At 40.1% G+C, this 11,707-nt stretch carries 13 protein-coding genes; 3 read left to right on the top strand and 10 right to left on the bottom strand.

Features of this window, described 5'->3' with window-relative positions:
- Window positions 1-115 precede the first annotated feature (115 nt).
- The 5 genes from CWB76_RS20005 to CWB76_RS00660 form a co-directional block, all read right to left on the bottom strand.
- The gene (locus CWB76_RS20005) at window positions 116-292 is read right to left on the bottom strand and encodes a hypothetical protein (protein ID WP_171039582.1); all 177 of its coding nucleotides are present in this window, start codon (window positions 290-292) and stop codon (window positions 116-118) included.
- A 19-nt stretch (window positions 293-311) separates the two neighbouring features.
- Window positions 312-1,283, bottom strand: a complete 972-nt coding sequence (locus tag CWB76_RS00675; protein ID WP_138604935.1) for an aldo/keto reductase — start codon at window positions 1,281-1,283, stop codon at window positions 312-314.
- 139 nt (window positions 1,284-1,422) lie between these two features.
- Window positions 1,423-2,553 carry a sodium ion-translocating decarboxylase subunit beta gene (locus CWB76_RS00670; protein WP_008115142.1) on the bottom strand — a complete coding sequence of 377 codons (1,131 nt, stop codon included), beginning with the start codon at window positions 2,551-2,553 and terminating at the stop codon, window positions 1,423-1,425.
- A gap of 14 nt (window positions 2,554-2,567) precedes the next feature.
- A complete protein-coding gene (oadA, locus tag CWB76_RS00665) occupies window positions 2,568-4,349 on the bottom strand; it encodes a sodium-extruding oxaloacetate decarboxylase subunit alpha (RefSeq protein WP_138604934.1) in 1,782 nt (593 codons plus the stop codon).
- 12 nt (window positions 4,350-4,361) lie between these two features.
- Window positions 4,362-4,607, bottom strand: a complete 246-nt coding sequence (locus tag CWB76_RS00660) for an OadG family protein (protein ID WP_138604933.1) — start codon at window positions 4,605-4,607, stop codon at window positions 4,362-4,364.
- Window positions 4,608-5,131: 524 nt separating this feature from the next.
- Between CWB76_RS00660 and CWB76_RS00655 the strand changes: the two genes are divergently transcribed.
- The 3 genes from CWB76_RS00655 to CWB76_RS00645 all read left to right on the top strand — a co-directional run bounded on the left by CWB76_RS00655 (window position 5,132) and on the right by CWB76_RS00645 (window position 6,149).
- A complete protein-coding gene (locus CWB76_RS00655; RefSeq protein ID WP_002961939.1) occupies window positions 5,132-5,305 on the top strand; it encodes a DUF1328 domain-containing protein in 174 nt (57 codons plus the stop codon).
- Window positions 5,306-5,355: 50 nt separating this feature from the next.
- Window positions 5,356-5,547, top strand: coding sequence for a hypothetical protein (locus CWB76_RS00650; protein ID WP_008115136.1), 192 nt, complete (start codon window positions 5,356-5,358; stop codon window positions 5,545-5,547).
- Window positions 5,548-5,681: 134 nt separating this feature from the next.
- Window positions 5,682-6,149, top strand: coding sequence for a YcxB family protein (locus tag CWB76_RS00645; protein WP_138604932.1), 468 nt, complete (start codon window positions 5,682-5,684; stop codon window positions 6,147-6,149).
- A 53-nt stretch (window positions 6,150-6,202) separates the two neighbouring features.
- On the opposite strand, the gene csrA is transcribed toward CWB76_RS00645, so the two are convergent.
- The 5 genes from csrA to CWB76_RS00620 all read right to left on the bottom strand — a co-directional run bounded on the left by csrA (window position 6,203) and on the right by CWB76_RS00620 (window position 11,568).
- Window positions 6,203-6,394, bottom strand: a complete 192-nt coding sequence (csrA, locus tag CWB76_RS00640) for a carbon storage regulator CsrA (RefSeq protein ID WP_004587515.1) — start codon at window positions 6,392-6,394, stop codon at window positions 6,203-6,205.
- Between the two features lie 89 nt (window positions 6,395-6,483).
- On the bottom strand, window positions 6,484-7,701 hold the full coding sequence (locus tag CWB76_RS00635) for an aspartate kinase (RefSeq protein WP_138604931.1): 1,218 nt from the start codon (window positions 7,699-7,701) through the stop codon (window positions 6,484-6,486).
- Window positions 7,702-7,707: 6 nt separating this feature from the next.
- On the bottom strand, window positions 7,708-10,308 hold the full coding sequence (gene alaS / locus CWB76_RS00630; RefSeq protein ID WP_138604930.1) for an alanine--tRNA ligase: 2,601 nt from the start codon (window positions 10,306-10,308) through the stop codon (window positions 7,708-7,710).
- 19 nt (window positions 10,309-10,327) lie between these two features.
- Entirely contained in the window at window positions 10,328-10,780 is a 453-nt protein-coding gene (locus CWB76_RS00625) for a regulatory protein RecX (RefSeq protein ID WP_138604929.1), read from the bottom strand.
- Complete coding sequence (locus CWB76_RS00620) at window positions 10,780-11,568, bottom strand: BPSS1780 family membrane protein (protein WP_138604928.1); 789 nt, start codon at window positions 11,566-11,568, stop codon at window positions 10,780-10,782. Before CWB76_RS00620 ends, CWB76_RS00625 begins: the two co-directional genes overlap by 1 nt.
- Window positions 11,569-11,707 lie beyond the last annotated feature (139 nt).

Here is an 11,707-nt window from a genome sequence, read left to right as displayed (position 1 = left end):
AGGGTAACCGGCAAAGGCTTTTTTGTGTGTGATGATTATACCAACCAGCATAGATATTTGAATAGTTTCACGAATTACCCATTGTATCTAAGCTGCTTGGTGCTAGATTTCAGAGTTAATTTACGAGTACATAAATAAGCTGCACAACCAAAGAGATCATCACCAGTGGCCAAATATACTTACTATATTTAGTAGCGCTCTCAAGCCCCATTTTACTTTGGTATTTTTCCAGTAACGGAATAATGATCACCAAAGCAATGACTAAGCTAATTATAATAACAAATATGTTCATATCATCACCCTACACTAGGTTATGGTAAAGCGCAGCCTTTCGCGCTGATATATAGCTCATACCAATGCTCACGACTTAAGTTAACATTAACCGCATCACAGGATGCTTTTATTCGCTCTATGTTAGTAGTGCCAATAATTGGTTGAATTGATGCTGGGTGGCGCAGCATCCATGCTAATACGATAGCTTCTACTGTTGTACCATAAAGTATGGCAAGCTTACTGACTAAAATACTGGTATTAATATCTGCAGGCGAGGCCTTTGATAAATCACCACCAGAGTATAAGCCTTGGCATAAACTGCCCCAACTTTGAATCTGAATTTCATGCTCACGGCAATATTCAATATTGCCTGGGGTAAAGTTAATATCCTTGCCATCGGCATTACCCACATAAACGCCTTCATCAACCCATTGATGTTTTTGTAAACTCGCTTCGATTTGATTGGCCACAATCGGCATATCTAAAGCGCGTTGCAAAAACCGTATTTGATATTGCGACATATTAGACACCGCAAAATGACGCACTTTGCCACTTTCTTTTAAACAACTAAATACTTGTGCAACTTCCTCTACTTCCATTAAAGGATCAGGACGATGCAACATAAGTATATCTAAATATTCAGTATTTAATCGTTTTAATGAGCCTTCTACCGAGCGCTCAATCCAATCAGCTGAAAAGTCATAACGTTGTGGGTTTTGATCATCAGCAAAGCGAATACCACACTTAGACTGAATATACATTTGCTCTCTAAGTTCTGGTCGCTCAGCCAAAGCTTGACCAAAAACATGTTCGGCTTTGCCTAAGGTATAAATATCAGCATGATCGAAAAAATTAATTCCGCCTTCAATGGCGGCATCTATGCATGAATGAGTTTGTTGTAAATGCGCACTGGTAATCGCATCTTTATTCCATGCGCCTCCCAAACCCATACAGCCAAAAACAAGTTTGCTTACATTCGAGAGATATTTTGCCAGCGGAGTGTGTAACATTTTGACAGCCCTTTAAAAAATGAAGAGTGATTACTTTAAACAAAAAACCCTATACAAGAAACCGCTTAAGTCAAAACAGTGAATTTTATGCAAAAAAAAGCGCAGTAAACTGCGCTAATAGGTTGAGTCTAAATTATATTTAACCCACAAGAGCTAGTAAAATACCTGCCGCAACAGCACTACCAAGCACCCCTGCAACATTAGGCCCCATGGCATGCATTAATAAGAAGTTATGCGGGTTATTTTCAAGCCCAACCTTATTAACAACACGTGCTGCCATAGGCACAGCGGATACACCCGCAGCACCAATTAATGGGTTTATGGGGGTTTTTGATATCTTATTTAAGCCTTTAGCCATAAATACACCTGAGGCTGTACCAATAGCAAACGCCAGTGCACCCAGTACCAAAATACCAATAGTTTCTACTGTTAAGAACTGCTCGGCAGCAAGCTTAGAGCCCACTGCAAGTCCTAGAAATATGGTGGTGATATTAATGATTTCGTTTTGCGCACTGTTGCTGAGCCTATCAACTACACCCGACTCACGCATTAAGTTACCTAAACAGAACATACCAACCAGCGGAATTGCCGCAGGTAAGAATATAGCAGTTAAGGTAAGCACCATCAGTGGGAAAATAATTTTTTCCTTTTTAGATACTTTACGCAGTTCTGGCATTTGAATTTTACGTTCTTCAGGCGTTGTAAACGCACGCATAATAGGTGGCTGAATAATAGGAACCAACGCCATGTACGAGTACGCAGCCACCGCTATAGCGCCCAGTAAATCAGGGGCCAGCTTTGACGCTAAAAAGATAGCGGTTGGCCCATCTGCACCACCAATAATCGCAATTGCAGAAGCATCTTGTAAGCTAAATTCAAATCCCGGAATAAAGTTAAGTAAAATAGCGCCAAATAACGTCGCAAAAATACCAAACTGCGCTGCCGCACCTAATAGCAACATACGCGGGTTGGCAATTAAGGCACTAAAATCAGTTAAGGCCCCCACTCCCATAAATATTAATAGCGGAAAAATACCGGTATCAATACCAACATAATAAACATAGTAAAGTAAGCCACCTGGATCTGATAAACCAGCTACTGGAATATTAGTTAAAATAGCTCCGAAACCAATGGGCAGTAGCAATAACGGCTCAAAGTTTTTGGCAATTGCTAAAAATAATAGCAAACAACCAACGGCAATCATGATCAGCCCAGGAAATGTAAAGTTAGCAATGCCTGTGGCATGCCAGAGGTTTAAAATACCATCCATCCTCTATTTACTCCTTAAGCTAGTGCAATCATTGCATCGCCGGTTGACACTGAATCGCCCTCAGAAACAAGCACCTCAGCAATCGTACCGGTATGCATAGCGCGTACTTCGGTTTCCATTTTCATGGCTTCCATAATAATTACCACATCACCTTCATTGACTACCTGACCGGGTTTTACTTTAATTTTAAAAATATTACCGGCCAGTGGTGCATTTAGAGTTTCACCCGAGGCAACCGATGCTGACTGTGGAATATGCTCTGAGTCTTTTAACGTCACCTCTTTAAGCTCACCACCTTGAGCAACCACGACATCGTATACTTTACCGTCTACTTTAACGCTGTATTGCTCTGCCTTAACGCTTTTATTGTTTGCCGCTGATTTTTCAGGTGCTTTATTGGCGTTATCATCAGCGCTAGGAACAGGCTCAAATGCATCAGGATTGTTACGGTTTTTAATAAATTTCAAACCAATCTGTGGAAATAATGCATAGGTAAGCACATCATCAATTTGCTCATTGGCTAAAGTTAGCCCTTGCTCCTGCGCAAGCTTGCTTAACTCAGCTTCTAAAGTTTCAAGTTCAGGTTTAATAATATCTGCAGGGCGACAGGTAATTGCTTCACTGCCATCAAGTACGCGCTCTTGAAGCTCTTTATTCATTGGTGCAGGTGTTGAACCATACTCACCTTTTAATACGCCAGCAGTTTCTTTAGTAATGGTTTTATAACGCTCACCTGTGAGTACATTTAATACCGCTTGAGTACCAACAATTTGTGAGGTAGGTGTAACGAGTGGAATAAAGCCTAAATCTTCACGTACTCGTGGAATTTCAAGTAGCACTTCATTTAGTTTATCAGCAGCACCTTGCTCTTTAAGCTGGTTTTCCATGTTAGTTAACATGCCACCTGGCACTTGAGCTAATAAAATACGACCATCGACACCTTTTAAACTACCTTCAAATGCAGCGTACTTTTTACGCACGTCTCTAAAGTAAGCGGCAATTTCTTCTAGGTGGTTTAAATCAAGCCCGGTATCACGCTCGGTCCCTTCCACAATTGCAGCAATTGTTTCAGTTGCTGAATGGCCATAAGTCATGCTCATAGACGATACAGCTGTGTCGAGCATATCAATGCCGGCATCAATCGCTTTTTGATAAGTAGCGGTGCTTAAACCCGTTGTTGCATGGCATTGCATAGCAATAGGTATGGAAACCGTTTCTTTTAACGCTTTAATGAGTTCTTCTGCATCGTAAGGCTTAAGCAATCCCGCCATATCTTTAATACAAATTGAATGACAACCTAATTCTTCAAGCTGCTTAGCAAGTGTTAACCACATATCTAATGTATGTACAGGGCTTACTGTGTACGAAATTGTACCTTGCGCATGTGCCCCTACTTTAACCGCCGCTTTTATGGCAGTTTCCAAATTACGTACATCATTCATGGCATCAAAAATACGAAATACGTCTACGCCATTTTTGTGAGCACGCTCAACAAACTTCTCAACCACATCATCAGCATAATGGCGATATCCCAATAAGTTCTGACCACGAAGTAGCATTTGCTGTGGTGTATTTGGCATCGCTTTTTTAAGCGCGCGAATACGCTCCCATGGATCTTCACCTAAATAACGAATACATGAATCAAAGGTAGCTCCACCCCAAGATTCTATAGACCAATAACCTGCGTCATCAATTTTTTTTGCAATAGGTAACATGTCGTCTAATCGCATGCGGGTAGCTAAGAGCGACTGATGTGCGTCACGAAGTACGAGTTCTGTTATTTTTAATTTAGCCATTGGTATGCTCCTCTAATTATTATTTATTTTGTACTGAGCAATGGCAGCACTAATTGCAGCGATGTGCTCATTTGGCACACCTTGAGATTTAAAAGATGGTGTTCTCTGTGATGCTGCTAGTTCTGGCTGAGAAAACTTGCTAGCCAGCTTAGACATGAGTGTCACTGCACCAATCAATAAAGAAAGAAATACAAACACACCCACCATGCCTGTTAGCATTAAATTGCCTGCAGTTGTGAGTAAAGCCCCTATATCCATAATTCTCCCCTGTTTAAAACCAAACACATAAAAAATCGGTTTATTTAAATAACTATTCACCAATAGTAACAAAAACTATTATTTTGTCTACAAGTTGTAAATTGGTAAAACCAATTAATCTAAAAGTAACATATCACCAATAAAGTTAACACCATCTAAAATAGCTTATTTAACCCAGATATATAGATGCTAAAAATGTTCGTTATAAACAAAGAATATATAAAAACATTAATACTTTGTAAAAACACATATAAAACAAACCTACTGTACTAACCCACTAATAACCTTCAAAACAAATGTTAATTGGTCTTACCAAAGAAAAGAGCAGCAACAACTATTTATTATCTCATCAGAGACAACTGTGAATAAGTTACCGATAAGATCGTAAAAATTACCAACTCAATATAAAGCCAATCGCGAAAAACAGAAATAAGCCTTTGATTTAAAACAAAATAAAATGCTGGCACATTACTCGCTTATATAAAAACAACACTTTAACACTTAGATAAATCAAGGAGATGACAATGTTACGCTGGACAATTACATTTTTGGTGATCGCACTAATCGCAGCCGTTTTAGGATTTGGTGGTATTGCAGGAGCCGCAGCAGGAATTGCTAAGATCATATTTTTTATCTTTTTAGTTTTACTGGTTATTTCACTTGTCTCTGGCGCTTTACGTGGTAAAAGCCCCAGGTAGATAAGAAACAACGAACTCTCTTTTTAAATTTATATACAAGGAATTACATTATGAAATCATCAACACTTAAAGCAGCAGCTATTGGTCTATTCGCAAGTGCATTTATTATGGGTTGTGAAGACAATCATGCAGAAGAAGCCGGTGAGCGTATTGACGAAGCCGTGACAGATGTTCAAAACAAGGTAGAAGATACCTGTGAAGAAGTAAAAGAAGGCGTTAATGCCGAAGAGACAAATTGCTAATATTATTTATTTAGCTAAGAAACGACCTACGGGTCGTTTTTTTATGCCTAAAATATAAATAGTTTCTAGTCATTTCCCCTTTTAAGCTTCGCATTAAGCTAAAATAATAAAAAATAGCTTTTAAGTGCAAACACATGGTCTTTACAACAACTTATAAACTCGATAAACCTTATTTTTATGAATGCTTCGACCAATCGCTGCCTTATAGTAAGCGTGCACAACCTAAATACTTTTTATTGGCGCTACTTGTGGTTTTAGGGTTATTTGGCATTTATGGTTTAGGCGATCATTACCTTGGTACATTCTTGCTTATGCTAGCTTTACTTGAGTGCATTGCTTTTTATTATCGCCGCCCTTGGTGGGTAACAAGGCAAATGCTTAGCAGAGCGTCAGGCTCTGAAGTAACCCTTACCTTCGACGAGGACGGAATAAAATCAACCAATCATTACAAAAATTACCAGTTAGCTTGGCACGACATTAATGAAGTAATTACTACAGATTGCGGCCTATTGTTAAAAAGTAAAAGCGGTATGCAGTACATTTCCAAGGCAATACTCAACGAAGAAACCATTGATTTTATTAACAAAAAAGCCACTCAGTGAGTGGCTTTTATAAATGTCATAGTTTTTAACTAACACATTTTATATTATCTTGATTAAGCATTGCCCGGATTAGGGTTAGACTTTTCAGCTTGTATGCGCATGTAAATTTCTTCACGATGAACTGATACGTCTTTAGGTGCGTTAACACCGATACGAACTTGATTTCCTTTAACACCCAGAACAGTAACGGTTACTTCGTCACCAATCATCAGGGTCTCGCCTACTCTACGAGTTAGTATTAGCATTCTCTTGCTCCCATGTTCCAATAAAATTATAAGATTCCGCAACACATTTTAATTAAAATTAGACTAAAAAGTAAGTAAAAACTCTCAATCTATTCATTTTCTGTTAAAAATGTCTTATGTAATGCACGAACAGCCAGTTCAAGGTATTTCTCATCTATTAAAACTGAAATTTTTATCTCTGAGGTTGAAACAAACATCACATCAATGCTCTCTTGTGCTAACGAATCAAAAAATAAACTCGCTACCCCAGAATGAGATTTCATCCCCATACCCACAGCTGACACTTTCGCCACATTAGTTAATCCGTCAATTGCCTGTGCGTCAAATTGCTGTTGCTCAGCCGCTAACAAATCAAGTGCGTTTAAATAATCATTTAAATGCACAGTAAAAGCATAGTCGACTTTTTCAACTTTATGATTAATTTGATTAATCATATCTATTTCGATGCCATTATCTGCAAAAAGTTTCAAAATTTTTGCAAGCGCTTTTGTGCCTTGCGGTACTCCATGTACCTTAATCAAACACTCGTCTCGATTAAATGCAATACCCGACACAACGTTACTCGCCACATCGCTCTCCTCAAAACTAATTAATGTACCTTCATCAGGTTTAAAGCTAGATAACACTCTTAATGGTACATTGTGCTTACCAGCCGACTCTACAGAGCGAATATGTAGCACTTTAGCACCTAAACTAGCCAGCTCAAGCATTTCGGCAAAGGTTACATGGCTTAAACGTCGTGCATTAGGTTCAATACGAGGATCTGTTGTATATACGCCATCAACATCAGTATAGATCTGACATTCATCCGCTTTTATTGCACCCGCTATTTCAACTGCAGAGGTATCGGTGCCACCACGCCCAAGCGTAGTCACGTTGCCCTCAATATCGCGCCCCTGAAAGCCGGCAATAATAGCAATACGGTTATGTTCAAGTTCATGTTTTAAACGCGTTGCAGCCACGTCTTCTACACGGGCTTTACCGAACATGTTATCGGTTAATATATTCACCTGATCGGCTAACAAGCTTACCGCAGAATGGCCGCGTTTAATAATCGCCATCGCTAATAAAGCTATAGAGACTTGTTCACCGGTACTGAGTAATACATCGAGTTCACGACTACTCGGGCGAGAGTCGATTTGTTTGGCAAGATTAATTAAGCGATTGGTTTCTCCCGACATTGCCGAAAGCACCACCACCACTTGGTGGCCTTGTTGCTTAGTTTTAACAACAAGGTCGGCGACCGCTTCAATACGCTCTATTGAGCCTACCGAAGTGCCGCCAAATTTTTGAACTATAAGTGCCACTTAAGCTTAAGTACGCTCAGTTAACCAAGCTGTTACACTATCAAGTGCTGCAGTTAAGTTTTGTGGCTCAGAACCACCTGCTTGCGCCATATCTGGACGACCGCCGCCTTTACCACCTACTTGGCCTGCCATGTGGTTAACTAACTCACCCGCTTTTACTTTACCGGTTAAGTCTTTAGTTACACCCGCAATTAGGCTTACTTTATCACCGCTGGCAACACCTAAAGCAATAACGCCTGAGCCAATCTTATTTTTAAGGTCATCAACCATGCCACGAAGCGCTTTTGATTCAGTTCCTTCAACGTTGGCAACTAACAATTTAACCCCATTAATTTCAACCACTGAATCAAGTAATGATGCACCTGCCGCACTGGCTAGTTTATCGTTAAGTTGGGCAACTTGCTTTTCAAGTCCTTTCGACTTTTCAAGTAAGGCAGTTACTTTTTCAAGTACTGACGCACTGTCACCTTTTACAAGCGCGGCAACATCTGCTAATTGCTGTTCTTGTTCATTAACATAAGCGATTGCTTCTGCACCGGTTACCGCTTCAATACGACGAACACCGGCAGCAATACCGCTTTCAGATACAATTTTGAATAAACCAATGTCACCTGCACGCTCTACATGTGTACCACCACAAAGCTCAATTGAGTAATCACCTATGGTTACTACACGTACTTCGTCATCGTACTTTTCGCCAAACAATGCCATAGCACCTTTTGCTTTAGCATCATCAATTGCCATTAGCTCAGTGTTAAGTGCAAAGTTACGACGAATTTCGTCATTTACTACACGTTCAATTTCGCGCAGTTCTTGTTTGGTCACTGCTTCAAAATGTGAGAAGTCAAAACGCAGGCGATCTGGCTGCACAAGTGAGCCTTTTTGCGATACGTGCTCACCTAAAAGCTGACGCAATGCTTCATGTAAAATGTGCGTAGCTGTGTGATTTTTCTTAATGCTTTCACGACGCGCATCGTCAATAGTCGCATCCACTTTATCGTTAACGCCAATACGCCCTTGAACTGTTCCATGATGAGCAAAAGCATTACCCAATTTAGTGGTATTTGTTACATTAAACTCACCACCGGCAACAGTAATTGTACCGCTATCACCAATTTGGCCGCCTGATTCAGCGTAAAACGGAGTACGGTCTAAAACAATAATACCTTGCTGACCATCTTCTAATAACGATACCGATTCGCCACCGGCAAAAATTTCTACCACAGTGCCACGGTAATGATTACTATCGTAGCCTTTAAAATCAGTATGCTTGTCTGATTTTAATTGCTCATTATAATCTGCACCAAATTTGCCCGCTTGCTGTGCTGTTTTACGTTGCACTGCCATACATGCTTCAAAACCTTGATGGTCAATGGTCATTTGGCGCTCACGTGCTACATCGGCTGTTAAATCGGCAGGGAAACCATAGGTATCGTAAAGTTTAAATACTAAGTCACCTGGGATCACATCCCCGGTTAAATCACTCAAGCTTTCTTCTAAAATAGCTAAACCACGCTCAAGCGTTTTACCAAACTGCTCTTCTTCAATACGCAGTACTTTTTCAATAATTTCTTGTTGCTTAGCAAGCTCTGGGTACGCTTGACCCATTTGCTCAATAAGTGCAGAAACCAATTTATAGAAAAACGCGCCTTTAGCACCTAACTTATTACCGTGACGTACTGCACGACGAATAATACGACGCAATACATAACCACGGCCTTCATTTGATGGCATAACCCCATCTGAAATTAAAAACGCACACGAACGAATATGATCCGCCACCACGCGAAGCGATTTATCATCCATATCTTGTGCATTAGTAACGCTTGCAGCGGCGGCAATTAAGCCTTGGAATAAATCGATTTCGTAGTTTGAATGCACACCTTGTAAAATAGCTGAAATACGCTCAAGGCCCATACCAGTATCAACAGATTGCTTAGGAAGTGGCTCCATAGTCCCGTCACTTTGACGGTTGTATTGCATAAATACTAAGTTCCAAATTTCAATGAAACGGTCGCCATCTTCTTCAGGAGTGCCCGGAGGACCACCCCAAATGTGCTCACCGTGATCATAAAATATTTCAGAACATGGACCACAAGGGCCGGTATCACCCATAGACCAAAAATTATCGCTCGTTGCAATACGAATAATACGATCTTCAGGTAAACCTATATCGTTAGCCCAGTAGCCAAAGGCTTCTTCGTCATCATGGTAAATAGTTACTAAAAGCTTTTCTTTTGGTAGTTTTACAACTTCAGTTAAAAACTCCCACGCAAATTTAATTGCATCTTGCTTAAAGTAATCACCAAAGCTGAAATTACCTAGCATTTCGAAAAAGGTATGGTGACGTGCTGTGTAACCAACATTTTCTAAATCGTTGTGTTTACCACCAGCACGCACACAACGCTGAGAGCTAGTTGCGCGTGTATAAGGGCGGCTTTCGGCGCCTAAAAATACATCTTTAAATTGCACCATACCGGCATTATTAAATAACAACGTGGCATCGTTACCCGGTATAAGCGAACTAGAAGGAACAACTTGGTGTTGTTTGCTGGCAAAGAAGTCTAAAAACTGTTGCCTAATTTGTGCGGTAGTCATGTGCTGCATGTGAAAGTCTCACCTGTATTTACTGTGCTTGCATTGCAAAATTTATTTGATCATAGCTAAAACCTCGATACATTAAGTAGCGCACGCGCTTAGCTTTTTCTTTGTACTCGAGGTTTGCCGGTGTCGTTGAATATTTTTTGTTGTACGCTTCCTGCGCGAGCTCAAACCAATCTATTTCCAGCTCATCAACCACTGTTTCAAGCAGTGCTCTATCAATCCCTTTACTCATGGCTTCACTTTGAATTCGCTTTAAGCCATGGCATTTAAATATGTGTTTTCTTACAAACCCTTCACAGTAACGCTGCTCGTTAATAAAGTTGTGCTTTTCACACCAATCAAGCAGGTTTTCTATGAATTCATCGGTTGCTTCTCTTTGCTGTAACTTTTGAGTTAACTCTCGGCGCGAATACTCTTGCCTTCCTAGTAACCAAAGCACATAGTTTTTTAACTTTTGTTTTAATGTATCATCCATTAAGCGTCAAAGCGCCCGCTTTGCTCGCTACTTAAAGGCTTAATGTTACTGTCATCACTTGGTGGCACAACGGGCATAAAAATAGCCTGATAAGATACAAAGAAACTAATGTAGCAAATTGGCATTAAAATCAACAGCGGTAGTAGCGATAAGAACATCGACACCACCATTAATAATGCGCAAATAATACCATAAACACTTAATGGTAAAATATTATAATAAAACACCATAAACGAACTTTTTAAGGCATTTAAAATACGTTGCTCTTTATTAAAATAAACCAGCGGTACTGCGTAGGCAAACGAAGTAAAGTAAATTGAGAGCGCAATTAAAAACAATGCCACGTTTGCAAGCGAAATACTCTCAAGCATTTGGCTAACGGCGGTGTTTGGATCTAGGTCTGGCTGTGTCATAACCGCCATTGCATCAGCAAATAACCCATTGGCAAGCAGGGCAATTAAAATACCGGCCCCCATTTGATAAAGCGCTAAGCGAAATAAGCCTAACCGATTTCCTTTGGCTGAAAAGGGCTTCAAAATGTCGGCTAACATAATTTTTCCGCCCTGCTGCTTGGTAAGCACGGCTTGATAAAAACCAGCGGTTAAAAATGGTGTAGCCAATGCTGCAGCTATTTGTAATACCGGCAAAAATAACGACAACAAGCCAACAATGCCAATAAACAAATGCATAAAAATAAAAGTTAATGGCTGAGTTTTAAAAATTAGCCAACCCGCTTTAAACCATTTTAATGCCGCATCCGCTTTAAAAATTCGTAATTGTGTAGACATACTTGCTCTTAATTAAAACAAAACACGCCGAGTATAACTCGGCGCTGGTTGGTATTACATAGGTGGCGGCGATAAATGCCGTTAATATTAGGGTCTGCTGCCCTTTACGGATTAAAATTCGTTCAAACTAGGGGCGATT

The sequence above is a fragment of the Pseudoalteromonas sp. S1609 genome, from assembly GCF_005887255.1.
GTDB lineage: Bacteria > Pseudomonadota > Gammaproteobacteria > Enterobacterales > Alteromonadaceae > Pseudoalteromonas.
This window is presented reverse-complemented; position numbering and strand designations above follow the sequence as displayed.

Coding starts and splice junctions, on each gene's coding strand:
- CWB76_RS00660 (WP_138604933.1), bottom strand. CDS start 4,607: ATGGATATAGGGGCTTTACTCACAACTGCAGGCAATTTAATGCTAACA.
- oadA (WP_138604934.1), bottom strand. CDS start 4,349: ATGGCTAAATTAAAAATAACAGAACTCGTACTTCGTGACGCACATCAG.
- CWB76_RS00625 (WP_138604929.1), bottom strand. CDS start 10,780: ATGGATGATACATTAAAACAAAAGTTAAAAAACTATGTGCTTTGGTTA.
- CWB76_RS00675 (WP_138604935.1), bottom strand. CDS start 1,283: ATGTTACACACTCCGCTGGCAAAATATCTCTCGAATGTAAGCAAACTT.
- CWB76_RS00650 (WP_008115136.1), top strand. CDS start 5,356: ATGAAATCATCAACACTTAAAGCAGCAGCTATTGGTCTATTCGCAAGT.
- CWB76_RS00620 (WP_138604928.1), bottom strand. CDS start 11,568: ATGTCTACACAATTACGAATTTTTAAAGCGGATGCGGCATTAAAATGG.
- CWB76_RS00670 (WP_008115142.1), bottom strand. CDS start 2,553: ATGGATGGTATTTTAAACCTCTGGCATGCCACAGGCATTGCTAACTTT.
- alaS (WP_138604930.1), bottom strand. CDS start 10,308: ATGCAGCACATGACTACCGCACAAATTAGGCAACAGTTTTTAGACTTC.
- CWB76_RS20005 (WP_171039582.1), bottom strand. CDS start 292: ATGAACATATTTGTTATTATAATTAGCTTAGTCATTGCTTTGGTGATC.
- CWB76_RS00655 (WP_002961939.1), top strand. CDS start 5,132: ATGTTACGCTGGACAATTACATTTTTGGTGATCGCACTAATCGCAGCC.
- CWB76_RS00645 (WP_138604932.1), top strand. CDS start 5,682: ATGGTCTTTACAACAACTTATAAACTCGATAAACCTTATTTTTATGAA.
- csrA (WP_004587515.1), bottom strand. CDS start 6,394: ATGCTAATACTAACTCGTAGAGTAGGCGAGACCCTGATGATTGGTGAC.